A 17982-nucleotide genomic window follows, 5' to 3' on the forward strand; every position below is an offset into this window, starting at 1 on the left:
GTGATGGGCCTCCGTTTGTATTTATTCGATTGAACCGGGTGGGCTTTTCTGTAGGAGCGAGCCTGCTCGCGATGGGCGTGAACGATAACGCTGGCTGACTGGAAGAATGCGTCGCCTGAAAGTTCATCGCGAGCAGGCTCGCTCCTACAGGGATTCATTTCACGGCGCCGAACGACAGGCCGCGTACCAGTTGTTTCTGACTGATCCAGCCGAAGATCAGGATCGGCGCGCAGGCCAGGGTCGAGACGGCCGACAACTTGGCCCAGAACAGCCCTTCGGGGCTTGAGTACGAGGCAATCAACGCGGTCAGCGGTGCGGCTTTCGACGAGGTCAGGTTCAGCGACCAGAAGGCCTCGTTCCAGCACAGGATCAGCGACAGCAACACCGTGGACGCCAGGCCGCCCTTGGCGATGGGCAGCAACACCCGGAGCATTTCCTGCGCCAGCGTTGCGCCATCCAGGCGCGCGGCTTCGAGGATGTCCTTGGGGATGTCCTTAAAGTAGGTGTAAACCATCCAGACCACGATCGGCAGGTTGATCAGCGTGTAGATCACGATCAGTGCAATGCGCGTATCGAGCAGACCGAAACTCTTGGCCAGCAGATAGATCGGCATCAGCACGCCCACCGGCGGCAGCATCTTGGTCGAGAGCATCCACAGCAGCGTGCCTCTGGTGCGCTGGGTTTCGTAGAACGCCATGGAGTAGGCCGCCGGCACCGCGATGAGCAGGCACAGGGCCGTGGCGCTGAAGGAGATCACCACCGAGTTCCAGGCGAAACTGAAGTAATCGCTGCGTTCGTTGATGTGCAGGTAATTCTCCAGCGTCGGCATGAAGATGAACTGCGGCGGCGTGGCGAAGGCATCGATTTCGGTTTTGAAACTGGTCAGCACCATCCAGAAGATCGGAAAGAAAATCAGGATCGCGATAGCCCAGGCCAACGTACCGAGCAGCAGGCTTTGCAGGCGACGGGATTGTTGAAGAGTCATGGCAGGCCTCAGGCTTTGTCGGTCAGGTTTTTGCCGATCATTCGCACCAGAATGATCGCGGCGATGTTGGCGATGAGCACGGCGATCAAACCGCCCGCCGAGGCCATGCCGACGTCGAACTGCACCAGCGCCTGGTTGTAGATCAGGTAGGCGAGGTTGGTCGAGGCATAGCCGGGGCCGCCGTTGGTGGTGGTGAAGATTTCGGCGAACACCGAGAGCAGGAAGATGGTTTCGATCATCACCACCACCGCAATCGGCCGCGCCAGGTGTGGCAATGTCAGGTGCCAGAAAATCGCGATCGGCCCGGCACCGTCCAGGCCCGCGGCTTCTTTCTGTTCCTGGTCGAGGGACTGCATGGCGGTCATCAGGATCAGGATCGCGAACGGCAGCCATTGCCACGAGACAATGATGATGATCGACAGCAGCGGGTAGTGCGCCAGCCAGTCCACCGGTTGTGCACCAAACAGCTTCCAGACGTAGGCGAGAATCCCCGACACCGGGTGGAAAATCAGGTTCTTCCAGATCAGCGCGCCCACCGTGGGCATGATGAAAAACGGCGAGATCAGCATCACCCGCACGATGCCGCGACCGAAAAACTCACTGGCCTCAAGCAAAGCACTGATCAGCACGCCGAATACCACACTGATCAGCAGCACGCTGCCCACCAGCAACAGCGTGTTGCTGGCGCCGGGCAGGAAGCCCGAATCGGTGAGGAAATAAGTGAAGTTTTCCAGCCCGACGAACGCGTTCTCGCCGGGATTGAGCAAGTTGTAGCGGATGGTCGAGAAGTAGAGGGTCATGCCCAGGGGTACGATCATCCACAGCAGCAGCAACGCCACCGAAGGGCTGACCAGAAACCAGCCGGGATTGGTCACGCGGCTTTTGCGCTGGGGTTGGACAATGTCCATGTGAGCTTTGGCAGTTGAAATATTCATGGCGTTAAACCGATTCATTCAGACCTATGAAGATCCAATGTGGGAGCGAGCTTGCTCGCGATAGCAATCTGTCAGCCGACATCACTGTTGAATGTCATGGCCTCATCGCGARCAAGCTCGCTCCCACAAGGAACAGGGGCAGGCTACTGCCGGTTACTTGGGATAACCCGCGCGCTTCATTTCGCGTTCGGTGGTTTGTTGGGCCGCCGCCAATGCCTGGTCGACCGTGGTCTGGCCGATCAGCGCCGCAGAGAAGGACTTGCCGACCTGGGTACCAATGCCCTGGAACTCGGGAATGGTCACCAACTGAATCCCGATGTAAGGCACCGGCCTGGCGCCCGGCTTGCTCGGGTCCGCGGCCTTGAGCGACTCCAGCGTGACCTTGGCGAACGGCGCCGCGTTCATGTATGCCTCGCTGTAGGTCGAAGCCCGGGTGCCCGGCGGTACGTTGGCGATGCCGTCCTTTTCCGCGACCAGTGCGCTGTACTCCTTGGAGGTGGCCCAGGCGCTGAAGGTTTTCGCCGCGTCCTTGGCTTTGGAGCTGGTGGGAATGGCCAGTGCCCAGGAGTACAGCCAGGCCGAGCCCTTGTCAGTGACTTGATGCGGCGCATAGGTGAAACCGACGTGATCGGTGACCTTGCTCTGGGCCTTGTCGGTGACGAACGAGCCGGCGACGCTGGCATCGACCCAGATCGCGCATTTGCCGCTGTTGAACAACGCCAGGTTTTCATTGAAACCATTGCTCGAGGCGCCCGGCGGGCCGGATTTCTTCATGGTGTCGACGTAGAAGTTCAGCGCGTTTTTCCACTCGGGGCTGTTGAATTCCGGCTGCCACTGTTCATCGAACCAGCGAGCGCCATAGGCGTTGGCGACAGTGCTGATCAGCGCCATGTTCTCGCCCCAGCCGGCCTTGCCGCGCAGGCAAATGCCGTATTGTTCCTGCTCGGGTTTGTTCAGTTTGGCGGCGAATTCACCGATCTGCTCCCAGGTCGGGTGCTCGGGCATGCCAAGGCCGGCGCCCTTGAACAGGTCGGTGCGGTAGTAGGTGATCGAGCTTTCGGCGTAGAACGGCAGGGCATACAGCGAGCCTTTGACCGACAGGCCTTCGCGCACCGAGGGGAACACATCGTCGAGGGCGTAGTTGGCCGGCAAATCCTTCATCGGCTCCAGCCAGCCCTTGGCGCCCCAGAGTGCGGCTTCGTACATGCCGATGGTCAGCACGTCGAACTGCCCGCCCTGGGTGGCGATGTCGGTGGTCAGGCGCTGGCGCAGGACGTTTTCTTCGAGCACCACCCAATTGAGCTTGATGTCCGGATGGTCGGCCTCGAAGGTTTTCGAGAGCTTTTGCATGCGGATCATGTCGCTGTTGTTGACGGTGGCGATGGTCAGCGTCTGGGCGCCAAGGCTGACGCTGCTGAGGGTCATGCAGGTGAGGGCAAGCAGAGCTTTTACCGAGGGTTGCATCGTGCACTCCTTTTCTGCACCCGGTGGGTTACAGAAGGACAGTTATTGTTTTTGTGTCTTCCTGCGCAGGGAAGAATGTGCACTGATTACATCCTTCAATCGAGGGCGAGACAAATCATCCATCGCACTTTGATCGATACTATTTTGCACTGGAGTTTAGGGCGGTAGACACAGGGAAGGGCTTTTCAGCGGTGGGGCAGTATTGAAAGCGTACAGGTTTCAGGGCCTGGCAGAGTACCTGTGGGAGCGGGCTTGCCCTAATGCCGATCAGTTAACGCTTCGAACACCGCAACTCCTGTGGGAGCGAGCTTGCTCCGGGCGGCGTTCCGACGATGACGATCGCATAGCTAACACCTGCATTGCCTGACAGTCCGCTATCGCGAGCAAGCTCGCTCCCACAGGTTTTGCGCGTTAACTGATCGGCATTAGGGCAAGCCCGCTCCCACAGGGTTTTGAGGTGTTAATTCAGATTCTGTTCGGTCAACCGCTGCACCACCAATCGCCGGTAATGCGACGGGGTCATGCCCTTGAGTTGCTGAAAGCGCCGGTTGAAGTTGGAAATATTGTTGAAGCCCGATTCGAAACACACATCGGTAACCGATTTGTCGCCATCGGCCAGCAGTTCGCAGGATTTGCTGATGCGCAGGCGATTGACGAATTCGATAAAGCAGCGTCCGGTGGCCTGTTTGAACACTCGGCTGAAGTAGGTCGGCTTCAGGCCCAGGTGCTCGGCGACTTCTTCCAGCGGCAGTTCCCGGGCGTAATGGGCAAAGATGTAATCCACCGCCCTGTCGGTGCGATCGATGTTGTGCTCGTCGGCCAGTTGCGGGGTCGTGGCGCCAGAGAGCAATTGGTAGTCGTCGGTGGCCGCGAGCAACTCCAGCAGAATGAAAAAGTGCCCGAGCCGGGTAATGCCGGTGGTATCGGCAATGCGCTGCATCAAGTCCATGGCCTGGGCGATGGTGTGCTTGCAGCGGAACTCGATGCCGTACTGCGCGCGCTCCAGCAGCGGCGCCAGGGTCTTGAGTTCGGCGAACACCTGATAGCCGCTGTCGAACAACTCGTCGGTGAAGTTGACCAGCATGTCGCGCTTGGGCACCACTTCGTCCTCGGCCACCTGGCTGATCCAGTTGTGGGGCAGGTTGGGGCCGGTCAGGAACAGGGTTTGCGGGTAGAAGTTGCCGATATAATCGCCAATGAACACCTTGCCGGAACTGGCGACGATCAGGTGCAACTCGTATTCCTTGTGGAAATGCCAGCGCACCAGCGGGCAGGGAAAGCCATGCTGGCGGTAGATGATGGACAACCCGTTGTGGTCGTCCATCAATTCATAGGACGGATCGGTGACTCTGGCGGTGCGGGTCATGACAGGGCGCTTATGTTGTTATCCCACCCGGATCATGCCTCCAGCCGGATGGATAATGCTACTACCGCCTGTGAGCCTGCTCCTGCAAGGCGCGCTACTCCTGATTAAGCCGATTCTTCACCTCGATCCATTGCGCCATGTATTGAGTGCTCTTGTGCTGGTGATGACGCAGCATGCTGCCGGTAAAGTTATCGCGTCTGATGTTTGCCAGATTCCGTTGGCAATCGACCAGCCGCTGGATCAAGGCCGGGCCATGAACGGATGTCTGGTAGCGGCTCGCCAGCAGGGTTTGCCCGTGCGCCTGGGCTTGGAGCCAGCGCGTCTTGTCGTTGTGGAGTTGCACGGCATGATCGGCGAACTCGCGTGCCGAACGGGTCACTGCACCGGGCCAAGTCTCTTCGCCATGCATCGCCTCCGCACCGACTGGCGTCGTCACATTCGGTGTGCCACAGAGCATTGCATCGACGATTTTGCCCTTGATACCTGCGCCAAAACGCAAGGGCGCCAGGCACACCCGCGTCGCCGACATCACCTGCAAGGCGTCCTCAGCCCAGTTCATTACGTGGAACCCCTGCGCCACGTTATGTAGCGCAGTGGCCTTGGGTGGTGTGTAGGCGCCATAGATATGCAATTGAGCGCCGGGCAATTGTTCGCGAATCAGCGGCCAGATAGCGGTTTTCAACCACAGCACCGCATCCCAGTTGGGGGCATGGCGAAAGTTGCCGATATGCAGAAAGTGCGCCCGGTCTTCGAACGCTACCGGTGCGCTGGCCGGAAGATCGACCATCAATGGGCACCAGTGCAACAAGTTGCGTGGAATCCTGAACTGCTCGACCAGCAATTCGATTTCCACTTCGGAAACCATCAGCGTCAAATCACAACGATAAAACGAGGCGATTTCGCGCTTGGCCAGGTCGGTATTGGCCATGTGTTCAAATTCTTCACGCTGTGCCTGGGCGAACAGGCCGCTGAAGTCATTGTTGTCAGCGCTGGCCTTCAAGCGCTCCTTGAGGCGTTGATGCCGGCCATGCCTGAGGCTTTGCAGGTCGCAACTTTCGAGCACACGCAAGGCATCGGGACAATGCTTCTCGACCCGCCATCCGAACTGTTCCTCCATCATGAATTGATCGAACAACACGATGTCCGGCGCCAGTTCGCTGATGAACTCGTCGAAACTGCTGTTGTTCAGCTCGATCGGCACTTCGCGAATGCCCAACGCCGTCAGGTCTGCGCGTTGCTCGCCGAAGCCCGCCGGACTGCTGAAGGTGATGTCCCAGCCTTGTTGCAGGAAAACCTCGAGGATTTGCATGACATGCCCGCTGGCCGCGGAAGAGCGGGGCTCGGGCCAGACGTAACCAATGACCAGGACTTTGGTTGCGCGGGGCTGATTCATGTACGGGAATTCCTTGAAGCGAAGACAGGGCAGGGACGAAAAAGGCGCGCATTAAACCACAGCGGATCGCAAGGTCACTCGAGAATGCCTTTGACCTTGTCGCGCAACTGATCGATGGAGAACGGTTTGCCGATCATGTGCATGCCTTGAGGCACTTCGATGGTTTCGGCATAACCGCTGGCAAACAGGATCGGCAAGGCTGGACGTAAAACACGTGCTTCATTGGCCAGTTCGCGGCCGTCCATGTTCGGCAGGCCCACATCGGTCATCATCAGATCAATGTGCTGGTTCAAGTCCTTGAGTGTCTCCAGCGCCTGCTCGCTGCCATTGGCTTGCAGCACCTTGAACTCCAACTCCTCCAGTACATCGACGATCAGCATGCGCACGATGGCATCGTCTTCGACGACGAGGATAATGGGCGCTTTGGCGGAGGACATAGTGGCTTTCCTGAAAATGATGGGTTGTCAGGCGAATAAAATCACCGGCCTCTTGCATGAGTAAGTGGCGGATCCTGACAAGTTCCCAGCGCAATGCGAAAAAGAACCGGGCGCAGGTCAGGCAAGGATAACCCGCTACTTTGCGTGGGCGCAGCGGAATGTAGGACCCTGTGCGAAACCATGTCAGAAAATTGGATCAATGCGCCAGTTTTGCGGCAAACTCCTTGCATCCCGACAGTTCGACAAGGCTTGCCCCATGCCCTCCGCGTCCACGGTTGATGAGCAACGATTTCGTAAACTCCTGAGCCGCAACATCAGCCTGCCGTTGGGTCTGGGCCTCATCAGCGCGGTGTTCTTCGTTTCGCTGATCAGCTATTTACTGTCGACGATCCAGTGGGTGCAACACACCGACCGGGTGATCAATAACGCCAATGAAGCGCTCAAGCTGACGGTGGACCTGGAAACCGGGATGCGCGGTTTCCTGCTCAGTGGTGACGAACATTTCCTCGATCCCTACGAAACCGCCAAACCGCGAATTGCCGCGGCCCTCAACACCTTGCTCGAGCTGACCGCCGACAACCCGGTGCAGACTGACCGCTTGCTGCGGTTGCAGGCATTGCAGCTGGAATGGGCCAGCTACGCGCAATCGCTGGTCGATTTGCAGCGCAGCAGCGGTGACTATCGCGCCGTGGTCAAGGCCGGGCGCGGCAAGCGCCTGACCGATGAAATTCGCAAGCAGTTCGAGGACGTGATCGACACCGAGCAACAGTTGCGCACCGCCCGCAATGACGACATGCGGCGTTCCACGGTGTGGAGTATCAGCCTCTATCTGTTGTTCATTGCCGGCGTCAGTGGCTTGCTGGCGTATGTCGGGCGCCGCGATTTGCTCAATCTTTCGCAAAGCTACAGCGTCAATCTCGCTGCCCAACAGGCCAGCGCCCATCGCCTGGAACAGCAAGCCTGGCTGCGTAATGGTCAGACCCAACTTGCTGAACAGGTGTTGGGACAGTTGAGCCTGAGCCTGCTGGGACGCAACATCCTGCAGTTTTGCGCGCAGTACCTGGGCACCGCCGTGGCGGCTATTTATGTGCGCGAAGACCACGGCGGCCTCAAGCGCATCGCCACCTACGGTTTTTCCCGCGAACAGGAAGAGTGTGAGCAGCAGATTTACAGCGAAGAAGGCATTGTCGGCCAGGTGGCGCAACAGGCGCGGTTGATTCGCTTGGACGAGGTACCGGTTGATTACTTCAAAGTCAGCTCCGGCCTCGGCGAAGGTTTGCCACGCAGTGTGCTGGTGGTGCCAACCAGTGATGATGAGCGGGTCAATGGCGTGATCGAACTGGGCTTTCTGCGCTCACTGACGGACCGCGACATTGAATTGCTTGAGCTGATTGCCGGCAACATCGGCACCTCGATCGAGGCTGCACGCTATCGTCAGCGTTTGCAGGAGGTGTTGGCCGAAACCCAGCAACTCAACGAAGAATTGCAGGTGCAGCAGGAAGAGCTCAAGACCGCCAACGAAGAGCTCGAAGAACATTCGCGGATTCTCAAGGAGTCCCAGGCGCACCTGGAAATCCAGCAGGTGGAGCTGGAGCAGACCAACGAACAACTCGCCGAACAGGCACAAGCACTGGCCGAGCAACGCGACACCATGGAGCTGAAGAATACCGAGCTCAATCAGGCCCGGATCCAGCTCGAAGAACGTGCCATAGAGTTGCAGCGCTCGAGCAAGTACAAGTCCGAATTCCTCGCCAACATGTCCCACGAATTGCGCACGCCGCTGAACAGCTCGTTGATCCTGGCCAGGCTTCTGGCGCAAAACCCGGAGCAAAACCTCAGCGCCGAGCAAGTCAGATTCGCCGAATCGATCTACTCCGCCGGCAATGACTTGCTTAACCTGATCAATGACATTCTGGACATTTCCAAGGTCGAGGCCGGCAAGTTGGAGATCCGTGCGCAGAACACCAGTGTGGCGCGTCTGGTCGAAGGCCTGCGCGGTCTGTTTCAGCCGTTGGCGTCGGACAAACAGCTGGATTTCCAGGTGGATGTGCAGGACGGCGCACCGCTGATGCTGTTCACTGACCGCCAGCGCCTGGAGCAGGTGCTCAAGAACCTGCTGTCCAACGCCGTGAAATTCACTGAAAGCGGCAGCGTGTGCCTGTCCGTCGCCACGGTGCCGAACGACGGCATCGCGTTCATCGTCCGTGATTCCGGGATCGGCATTGCGGCGCAGCAGTACGACAGCATTTTCGAGGCATTCCGCCAGGCTGATGGCACCACCAGTCGGCGTTATGGCGGCACCGGGCTGGGCTTGTCGATCTCCCGTGATCTGGCGGCCTTGCTCGGCGGCTCCATCAGCGTGACCAGCACGCCGGGGCAGGGCAGTGCGTTTACCCTGGTACTGCCGCAGCAGTACATGGAACCGGGTGAAGTACCTGTCGAACCGATGCGCGCCGAGACGATGGCGGCTGTGCCGAACGTAGTGCCACCCGCGCTGTCGCCACTGCTGGCCGAGGTCGACATTGCGCGTTTCGACGACGATCRCAACAACGGTCCGTTCACCAGCCGCTGCATTCTGGTGGTGGAAGATGAGCCGGATTTTGCGCACATCCTCTACGACCTTGCCCATGAACTGGGTTATCAGTGCCTGGTGGCCCATGGCGGCGACGAAGGCTACGACCTGGCCAAGACGTTCATCCCGGACGCGATCCTGCTGGACATGCGCCTGCCGGATCACTCCGGCCTGACCGTGCTGCAAAGTCTGAAGGAACACGCCGAAACCCGGCACATCCCGGTGCATGTGATTTCCGTCGAGGACCGGGTTGAAGCAGCGATGCACATGGGCGCCATTGGCTATGCGGTCAAACCGACCACCCGCGAGGAACTCAAGGACGTATTTGCGCGACTCGAGGCCAAACTGACCCAGAAGGTCAAGCGCGTGCTGCTGGTCGAGGACGACGACTTGCAGCGCGACGGCATTGCCCGCCTGATCGGCGACGATGACATCGAGATCACTGCCGTTGGCCTGGCGCAGGAGGCACTGGACCTGCTGCGGACCTCGGTTTTCGATTGCATGATCATCGACCTCAAACTGCCGGACATGCTCGGTAATGACCTGCTCAAGCGCATGTCCACCGAAGACCTCTGCTCCTTTCCACCGGTCATCGTCTATACCGGGCGCAACCTGACCCGGGATGAAGAGGCTGAACTGCTCAAGTATTCGCGTTCGATCATCATCAAGGGCGCACGCTCGCCGGAGCGGCTGCTGGATGAGGTGACGCTTTTTCTGCACAAAGTCGAATCGCGGTTGTCCCATGAACGGCAGAAGATGCTCAAGGTCGCTCGCAGCCGCGACAAGGTCTTCGAGGGCCGCAAGGTGCTGCTGGTGGATGACGATGTGCGCAACATTTTTGCCCTCACCAGTGCGCTGGAGCAAAAAGGCGCAGCGGTGGTCATTGGTCGCAACGGCCGCGAAGCGATTGAACGATTGAATGAGGTGCAAGACATCGATCTGGTGTTGATGGACGTAATGATGCCGCGGATGGATGGTTTCGAAGCCATTGTTGAAATCCGCAAGGACCCGCGCTGGCGCAAGCTGCCGATCATCGCGGTGACGGCCAAGGCCATGAAGGACGACCAGGAGCGCTGCCGGCAGGCCGGCGCCAACGATTACCTGGCCAAGCCCATCGACCTGGACCGCCTGTTTTCGCTGATTCGTGTGTGGTTACCGAAGGTGGAACGTATCTAGTGGAGCGCAATTTTTCAGTGGAGCGAAACAGCGATATCGAATTGCGCTTGCTGATCGAGGCGATCTACCTCAAGTACAGCTACGATTTTCGCGATTACTCCGGTGCTTCGATCAAGCGCCGGGTCAACCATGCGTTGACTCAGTTCGAGTGCAATACCATCTCGGCGCTACAGGAAAAGGTCCTGCGCGACCCCACCGCGTTCATGCAATTGCTGCAATTGCTGACCATTCCGGTCAGCGAGATGTTTCGCGACCCTTCGCACTACCTGGCCATCCGCAAAGAAGTGGTACCGCTGCTGCGAACCTATCCTTCGCTCAAGATCTGGATCGCCGGATGCAGCACCGGTGAAGAGGTGTATTCGATGGCCATTGTGCTGCGCGAAGAAGGCTTGCTCGACCGCACGATCATCTACGCCACCGACATCAATCCGCGCTCGCTGGAAAAGGCCAGGCAAGGAATTTTCTCGATGGAGAATGTCCGCGCCTACACTGCTAATTACCAGCAGGCCGGTGGCCAGTGTTCTTTTGCCGACTACTATACGGCGGCCTATGGGTACGCGATTTTCGACAAGACCCTGCGCGAGAACGTGACCTTCGCCGATCACAGTCTGGCAACGGACAGCGTATTTTCAGAAACCCAATTAATTTCATGTCGTAACGTACTGATTTACTTTAATAAAAAGCTTCAGGATCGGGCATTAGGACTGTTTCATGAGTCCCTCTGCCATCGCGGTTTCCTGGTGCTGGGCAGCAAGGAAACCCCGGAATTCTCAGCCTTCGGCCATCAGTTCGAGCCGCTGGTCAAACTAGAACGGATTTACCGAAAATCATGAACAGTGCAACGAACTTGCCGGCGATCGAAGCGATCGTGATCGGTGCCTCCGCCGGTGGCATCAGCCGTCTGCCTGTCGAGCTGGAACGAATCGCATGCTGAGTAATATCCAGGCCAAACTGCTGATCGTCGACGATCTGCCGGATAATCTGCTGGCGCTCGAAGCGCTGATCAAGCGTGAGGACTGCATCGTGTACAAGGCGCTGTGTGCCGACGAAGCCTTGTCCCTGCTGTTGCAGCACGAATTCGCCATGGCCATCCTCGATGTGAAGATGCCCGGCATGAACGGCTTCGAGCTGGCCGAATTGATGCGTGGAACGGAGAAAACCAGGAATATCCCGATCGTTTTTGTCAGCGCCGCCGGGCGTGAACTGAACTACGCGTTCAAGGGCTATGAAAGCGGTGCCGTGGACTTCCTGTACAAGCCGCTGGACATCCTCGCGGTCAAGAGCAAAGTCAATGTGTTCGTCGACCTGTATCGCCAGAGCAAGGCGATGAAGGAACAAGTGCTGGCCCTTGAGCAAAGTCGCCGCGAACAGGAGACCCTGCTCAAGCAACTGCAAGATACTCAGCTGGAACTGGAGCAGGCGGTGCGCATGCGCGATGACTTCATGTCCATGGTCGCCCATGAAGTGCGCACGCCGCTCAACGGCCTGATCCTTGAAACCCAGCTGCGCAAGAGGCACCTGGCCAGGGACAACGCCGCCGCCTTCACCCTGGACAAGATGCACGCCATGGTCGACCGCGACGAGCGGCAGATCAAAAGCCTCATACGCTTGATCGAAGACATGCTCGATGTCTCGCGCATCCGCACCGGAAAGCTGTCGATTCGGCCAACGCGCTTCGATCTTTCGGCACTGGTCAGCGAGTTGTTGCAGAGTTTTTCCCGACAGATCGACGCCGCCGAGGCGTCGGTCACGCTGGATGCCGAGCAACCGGTGATCGGAAATTGGGATGAGTTTCGTATTGAACAGGTGATTTCCAACCTGTTGACCAACGCCTTGCGCTACGGGGCCAAGGGCTTGGTCGCGGTGAGAGTCTACAGTGAAGAGGGCCGGGCGCTGGTGGACGTGCAGGACCAGGGGATCGGTATCAGCGAAGAAAACCAGAAGCGGATTTTCCAGCAGTTCGAACGGGTATCGGCCAAACATACCGGTGCCGGACTGGGCCTGGGATTGTTTATTTCAGAACAGATTGTCACCGCCCATGGCGGTACTATTACGGTCCAGAGCAGGATTGGCGAAGGCGCCTTGTTTCGCGTTTGTCTGCCGCTGCAGGAAAACAGCCAGATAAACGCAACCTCTGATCGACCCGACGGTCGTATCAGCAGCAATTGACCGAGCAAAGGCTTCCCATGAGCGAAGATGCACAAGATGTAGTACTCGTCGTCGAGGACGACCCCTCGATTCTGATGGTGCTGTCCGCTTATCTGTCGGGCGAGGGTTACCGCGTATTGCAGGCCGAAAACGGCGAGCAGGCTTTTGAAATCCTCGCGAGCAAACCGCACCTGGACATGATGATCACCGACTTCCGCCTGCCCGGTGGCATCTCCGGCGTGCAGATCGCCGAACCCGCCGTGAAGCTGCGACCGGAACTCAAGGTGATTTTCATCAGCGGCTATGCCCAGGAAATCCGTGAGACCGACAGCCCGATCACCCGCACGGCGCCGATCCTGGACAAGCCTTTCGATCTGGATAAATTGCAGGAGCTGATGCAGGACATGCTTTCTTAAGCATTCAGGCGCCGGTCATCTCCCGCACCTCCGCCGTCAACAGATCGAAGGTAAAGGGCTTGGTGATCATCTGCATGCCCGGATCGAGAAACCCGCCGCGCACTGCCGCAACGGGCTGCCTGTTCACTTGACCCTGGGCCGGGACGACGGTTCAACGAAATTTCAGGCGGGGTCAAAGCCCTTGTTGCAATGACGGATCATCGGGGTTCATCTGTTCGAGTTGGGCCAACAGGATCTGCACGTTTTGCAGTTGGCCGCTTTCCTTCCAGTAATTGATCAGCAGCACCCGTGCCTTGCGATCGTTCGGATGGCGCTGAACGATTTCCTGCAACTGTTTCTGCGCCGCGTCGAGCTCTTGCTCACTGTGCAATGTGGTGGCCAGGTCGTAGCGGTAATCCCGGTTATTGGGCTCGAGTTCAACGGCTTTGGACAGGCCGAGCAGGGCGAATTCGCTTTGCTCGTGATGCAGCAGCCAGAGCCCCAGGGCATGTTGCAGGTAGGCCGAATCGGGTTGTGCCTGGAGTTGCCTGGCCAACAACTGCCGGGCGGCGTCGTTTTGGCCCTGTTTATCCAGCACTTCGATTTGCAGCACCAGCGCCGGCAGGTTGTCCGGTGCCAGGCGCAGGGTGTTGTCCAGCGCCTGTTGCGCTTGCTTGAGCTCGGCGTTGTGCAGGTGCAGCCGGGCCAGTTGGTATTGGTTTTCGGCGCTTTGCGGCTCGCTCTTGAGCACTTGCTCCCAGGCATCGATGGCTTGCTCCAGCGGCCCGAAATACAAGCCGAGTTCATCCGGGGACAAACCCAGCAGCGCGTTGATGGCGGCCAGGCGCACGCTTTGTTCGCTGTCATCGAGCAATGGCCCCAGCAGCAGACTGCGCTGGCCGCTCGGTACCAGGCCGCTGATACTCCTGATCGCAGCGATACGGACCTCGGGCGACTCGTTCTGCAGGTCGACAGCCGCCAGTTTCAGGGCCACCGAGCTTGGATAGTTGGGCAGCTCGGCATGCAACCAGACACGACGCTTGGGGGACAGGTCCGGGCGGCCCAATTGCTGATAGAGCACCCGTGCGGCACCGGGTTGACCACCCCGGGCAGCCGCCAGTGCTTCGCTGTAGCCATGTTGTATGGCTTCGGGAACCACCGGCTCGGTATCGCGCAGGGAAACCCACGCAAGGCCGATGACGAGCAGGGCGAAGAGGCTGATGAACAGATTGCGGCGGGACTTGGGCATGCAGGAATCCGGAAGCTGGCGAGCTTTTGCAAAGGTCGCCAGCTTCGGTCAGGCCAGGCTTTGAGTCAAACCTTGACGACGTTCACTGACGATTCAATGGGCTTGCAAACGGTGTCGACAGTAAAACCTGTCGAGGCCCCGCAGCAGTGACTACGCTTGCTGGAGGTGTCACCACGAGTGTTCCCATGCAAGCGTTGTTGCAGTACTTCAAGGCCATGCTCAACCCCGGGCCCGGGGTGTTGCTGTTTGCCCTGCGAACCATCGCGGCCGGTTTGTTGACACTGTATCTGGCGTTTTTGTTCGATCTGGACCAACCCAAGTGGTCGATCATGGCCGTGGTCATCATCAGCCAGCCACTGGGCGGCATGGTGCTGGCGCGCAGTTTTGGCCAAGTCATCGGTACCACCATGGGGGCGGTCGTAGCGGTGGCAATCATGGCGATATTTGCGCAGGCACCGCTGCCGTTCATCACCACCCTGGCCCTGTGGCTGGCGCTGTGCACCGCTGGTGGCACACTGTTGCGCTACACCAGCTCCGGAGCATTCGTGCTTAGTGGCTACACCGCCGTGGTCATTGCATTGCTGGCGATTCCCGATCAGGACGGTACCTTTTTGCTGGCGGTGACCCGCCTCACCGAAACCTTGCTGGCGGTTGCCTGTGTGTGCGTGGTCAGCCTGCTCACCGCCCGGCCGGAAGCTGTGGCACGGGACTACTTCGCCAGGATCGATCAAATCACCCGGTTGCTGGCCACCCATGCCAGCGCCGTCATCCGCACCGAAGAGAGCGAAGCGGATTTCCAGCAGCGACAAATGCAGCTGTTGGGGCAGATCAGCGGCCTGGAGGGCGTGCGCCGGCACATGTATTACGATGCGCCGCGATTGCGCAGTGCCAACGGACTGGTGCAACTGTTGGGCAATCAATTGGTGTTGTTGACCGCGCGGCTGACCGCCTTGCGCCACCAGCGGCTGTTGTTGACCGAGCGCTGGGAAGGCGAGCTACCTGAAGAAATTCAACGGCTGCGCGCCGAAGAACTGGCCTTTCTCGATGAACTGGCGCGGGAAGGGCGTTCGCTGTCCAGTGAAAAGCGCCATCATCTCACGTCGCTGCAACAACGCTTTGATGAGCTGGCCTACAGGGCCGAACAATTGAGCGAGCCGCTGCCGGCCACCTTGCGCTCGCTGGCCTGGTCATTGCGCTGGGAGCAGGCACGCCTGCTGCAGCAGCTTGAGCAGATTCTGGAGTTGAGTGATGCCATCCAGAGCGGGCGACCCGCCAGCAGCATGTTTCGCGGGCGGGAAAACCCGCTGCACCTGGACTTCACCCTGGCAACCATGAATGCCGTCCGGGCCTTTTCCGCGCTGTTGATCGCCGGCCTTATCTGGATCGAAACCGGCTGGGACGGTGCGCGAGGCGGGATGGTGCTGGTGGGCATCCTGTGTTCGCTGATGTCGACGTTTCCCCGGCCGCTGCTGGCCGTTCAAAGCTATGCGCGGGGGTTCGGGCTGGCGCTGTTGGCCTCGGCACTGCTTCAGTTCATGTTTGTGCCGATGATCAGCAATTTCGAGATGCTTGCCTTGTTGCTGGCGCCCTTGCTCTACGCCGTTGCGGTGGGTCTGGCCAGTCCCGCCACTACAGGTACCGGCATTGGCCTGGGGCTCACGACTTTTCTGTTGCTCGGCCCGTTGAACGTGGGGATTGGCCAGAACACCGCGAGCCAGTGGTTCGAGTTTGCCGGGGCTTATACCTGCGCGACCGTGCTGGCGTTGAGTGTGTATGCGTTGATCTTTCCGTTCATGCCGGATTTGCGCATGCGCCGGCTCCATAAAGAGAGCTGCGAACAGGTGTACGCCTTGCTGAAAACCTCGGCGACCGATGAGCAGCAGTTTGCATTCGAGAGCCGTATGGTCGATCGCCTGACCATGATGCTGGGGCTGCTGCCGGCGACCCGGGAGCCACAATCGCGTGAGCGGTTCCAGGTCAGCCTGGCCTGCATGGCACTGGGTATCGCCTTGAATCAGCTCAGGCAGCAGGGGCAAAACAACGCTCTGCTGAGTCCGGATCTGCAAAGTCGCCTGTTTTCGACAGTGCGGGAAACTGGGAGGCTGGTCGCCGGTCGACCCGGGGTCGAAGTGGCGCAGGTGCTCGATAGCCTCCACACCCTGGGCGACGAACTGGATGCCCTGCATACCGATGTTCATGAGCACTTGTGGTCGGTGTTCCGTATGCGTGTGGCGCTGTTGATCGTGGTGTCGTTCGTCGAGCGCTATCGCGGCTACTTTCAACCCGCAGGCCTTGAAGGAGACCCTGTCCTTGCCCATTGATCTGGAAGTGGGTGGTGCCTACCTGCCCCCGATTGCTCAGGCGCTGCTGCTGGGCGTGCCGATTTTCCTGCTGCTGGACTGGACGTTGCGGCGCCTCGGTGTGCTGCAGTTTGTCTGGCACGAAGCGTTGTTCGAAGGCGCGCTATACGTCTGCGTCTGCGCCACGTTGATCCTGGTGATGGGAGCCTGATGCCTTGAAGAACATCCTTTCCCGACTCACGACGCTGGCGGTGGTACTGCTGGCCGTTATCCTGGGCTGGTTCGCGTGGGAGCATTACACCCGCGCCCCCTGGACCCGGGATGCCCGGGTGCGTGCCGATGTGGTGACCTTATCCGCCGACGTTTCGGGGCGAATCGTCAGCCTGACCGTGCAGGACAACCAGCATGTGAATAAAGGCCAGGCGCTGCTGGAGATCGATCCGGCGCGTTACACCCTGGCGGTGGAGCATGCCAAACGTGCCGTAGAGGTGGCGAAAGCCTCGCTCGGGCAGGCCCAGGCGACCATTACCGCCAGCGAAGCGTTGCTCAAACAACGTCAGAGCGAAGAGCAACGGCGGCGCACGCTCAAGGATCGTTCGGCGATTTCCGGCGAAGAGTGGGAAAAAGCCAACACCGATGTGTCGGTGGCCCAGGCCGACTTGCTGCGTAATCAGGCCAATCTGGTGCTGGCCCAGGCCAACGTGCAACTGGCCATCGCGGCATTGACCCAGTCTGAACTCGATTTGCAGCGTACCCACGTCGTTTCCCCGGTGACCGGCTATGTCACCAACCTGCTGACCCGCGAGGGCGACTACGCCTCGGCCGGCGGTCCATTGCTGGCGTTGGTGGACAGCGATTCGTTCTATGTCAGCGGTTACTTTGAAGAAACCAAGTTGCCGCGGATCGGGGAGGGCGACCGGGTCAAGATCGAATTGATGAGTGGCGAAACGTTCGGCGGCAAAGTGCAGAGCATTGCCTTCGCCATTGCCGACCGGGAAAACCTGCCCGGTGGCCGCTTGCTGGCGAATATCAACCCCAGTTACACCTGGATCAAACTGGCGCAACGGGTGCCGGTGCGGATCGAGATCGATGCCGGCTATGCCGGTAAAGACAAACTGAGGGCGGGGACTACTGCTACTGTGACCGTCCAGGAAACCCAAAAACCTGGAGATCACCGCTAACCCTGTGGGAGCGAGCTTGCTCGCGATGACGGACTCACATTCGAAGATGATGTCGACTGACACATCGCTATCGCGGGCAAGCCCTAATGCCGATCAGTTAAGCGTTTGAACACCGCAAACCTTGTGGGAGCGAGCTTGCTCGCGATGACGGTTAGTCAGTCACACAAGGGGTGCCTGACGGTCCGCTATCGCGAGCAAGCTGAACTGGCCTAATGATTTTGGACACTTCAATCGGGCGCTATGATGGCGCCCAAATCTGAGGTGTTTTGGCTATGCGTAAATCTTATTCCAGTGAGTTCAAACTCAAGGCGGCGAGCATGGTGCTGGACGAGGGACAGTCGGTTCCCGAGGTCTGCGCCAGCCTGGATATCGGTCCTACGG

General features: G+C 59.1%; 16 protein-coding genes. 8 read left to right on the plus strand and 8 right to left on the minus strand.

Features of this window, described 5'->3' with window-relative positions; all coding sequences use genetic code 11:
* Positions 1–154: 154 nt before the first annotated feature.
* The 6 genes from AC1DRN_RS20960 to AC1DRN_RS20985 form a co-directional block, all read right to left on the minus strand.
* Positions 155–985 (minus strand): carbohydrate ABC transporter permease, encoded by an 831-nt coding sequence (locus AC1DRN_RS20960; RefSeq protein ID WP_223458113.1) that lies wholly within the window; start codon positions 983–985, stop codon positions 155–157.
* 8 nt (positions 986–993) lie between these two features.
* Complete coding sequence (locus AC1DRN_RS20965; RefSeq protein ID WP_223458193.1) at positions 994–1893, minus strand: carbohydrate ABC transporter permease; 900 nt, start codon at positions 1891–1893, stop codon at positions 994–996.
* A 180-nt stretch (positions 1894–2073) separates the two neighbouring features.
* Positions 2074–3384, minus strand: a complete 1311-nt coding sequence (locus AC1DRN_RS20970; protein ID WP_223458111.1) for an ABC transporter substrate-binding protein — start codon at positions 3382–3384, stop codon at positions 2074–2076.
* Positions 3385–3844: 460 nt separating this feature from the next.
* The gene (locus AC1DRN_RS20975) at positions 3845–4750 is read right to left on the minus strand and encodes an AraC family transcriptional regulator (protein ID WP_223458109.1); all 906 of its coding nucleotides are present in this window, start codon (positions 4748–4750) and stop codon (positions 3845–3847) included.
* Between the two features lie 94 nt (positions 4751–4844).
* Entirely contained in the window at positions 4845–6143 is a 1299-nt protein-coding gene (locus AC1DRN_RS20980; protein ID WP_223458108.1) for a glycosyltransferase, read from the minus strand.
* A 74-nt stretch (positions 6144–6217) separates the two neighbouring features.
* Positions 6218–6580 carry a response regulator gene (locus AC1DRN_RS20985; protein ID WP_223458106.1) on the minus strand — a complete coding sequence of 121 codons (363 nt, stop codon included), beginning with the start codon at positions 6578–6580 and terminating at the stop codon, positions 6218–6220.
* Between the two features lie 256 nt (positions 6581–6836).
* Between AC1DRN_RS20985 and AC1DRN_RS20990 the strand changes: the two genes are divergently transcribed.
* From AC1DRN_RS20990 to AC1DRN_RS21005, 4 genes are all read left to right on the plus strand, one after another.
* On the plus strand, positions 6837–10328 hold the full coding sequence (locus tag AC1DRN_RS20990) for a response regulator (protein WP_477786790.1): 3492 nt from the start codon (positions 6837–6839) through the stop codon (positions 10326–10328).
* Positions 10328–11161 (plus strand): CheR family methyltransferase, encoded by an 834-nt coding sequence (locus AC1DRN_RS20995; RefSeq protein ID WP_223458102.1) that lies wholly within the window; start codon positions 10328–10330, stop codon positions 11159–11161. Before AC1DRN_RS20990 ends, AC1DRN_RS20995 begins: the two co-directional genes overlap by 1 nt.
* Before the next feature lie 94 nt (positions 11162–11255).
* Complete coding sequence (locus tag AC1DRN_RS21000) at positions 11256–12497, plus strand: hybrid sensor histidine kinase/response regulator (RefSeq protein WP_223458101.1); 1242 nt, start codon at positions 11256–11258, stop codon at positions 12495–12497.
* Between the two features lie 17 nt (positions 12498–12514).
* Entirely contained in the window at positions 12515–12892 is a 378-nt protein-coding gene (locus AC1DRN_RS21005; protein WP_223458099.1) for a response regulator, read from the plus strand.
* A 4-nt stretch (positions 12893–12896) separates the two neighbouring features.
* Here the strand turns inward: AC1DRN_RS21005 and AC1DRN_RS21010 are convergent, their stop codons facing one another.
* Together AC1DRN_RS21010 and AC1DRN_RS21015 are read right to left on the minus strand one after the other, a co-directional pair.
* Positions 12897–13019 carry a hypothetical protein gene (locus AC1DRN_RS21010; RefSeq protein ID WP_263289608.1) on the minus strand — a complete coding sequence of 41 codons (123 nt, stop codon included), beginning with the start codon at positions 13017–13019 and terminating at the stop codon, positions 12897–12899.
* A 45-nt stretch (positions 13020–13064) separates the two neighbouring features.
* Complete coding sequence (locus tag AC1DRN_RS21015) at positions 13065–14120, minus strand: tetratricopeptide repeat protein (RefSeq protein WP_457265994.1); 1056 nt, start codon at positions 14118–14120, stop codon at positions 13065–13067.
* Between the two features lie 185 nt (positions 14121–14305).
* Between AC1DRN_RS21015 and AC1DRN_RS21020 the strand changes: the two genes are divergently transcribed.
* From AC1DRN_RS21020 to AC1DRN_RS21035, 4 genes are all read left to right on the plus strand, one after another.
* Complete coding sequence (locus AC1DRN_RS21020) at positions 14306–16441, plus strand: FUSC family protein (protein WP_223458095.1); 2136 nt, start codon at positions 14306–14308, stop codon at positions 16439–16441.
* Positions 16431–16631 carry a DUF1656 domain-containing protein gene (locus AC1DRN_RS21025; protein WP_108217534.1) on the plus strand — a complete coding sequence of 67 codons (201 nt, stop codon included), beginning with the start codon at positions 16431–16433 and terminating at the stop codon, positions 16629–16631. Before AC1DRN_RS21020 ends, AC1DRN_RS21025 begins: the two co-directional genes overlap by 11 nt.
* 4 nt (positions 16632–16635) lie before the next feature.
* Positions 16636–17601: an HlyD family secretion protein gene (locus tag AC1DRN_RS21030; protein WP_457265995.1), complete on the plus strand. Its 966-nt coding sequence runs from the start codon at positions 16636–16638 to the stop codon at positions 17599–17601.
* A gap of 272 nt (positions 17602–17873) precedes the next feature.
* Positions 17874–17982, plus strand: a 109-nt coding sequence (locus tag AC1DRN_RS21035) for a transposase (protein WP_477786791.1), incomplete at its 3' end; no start/stop codon positions are given.

This window comes from Pseudomonas sp. P5_B3 (assembly GCF_056400405.1).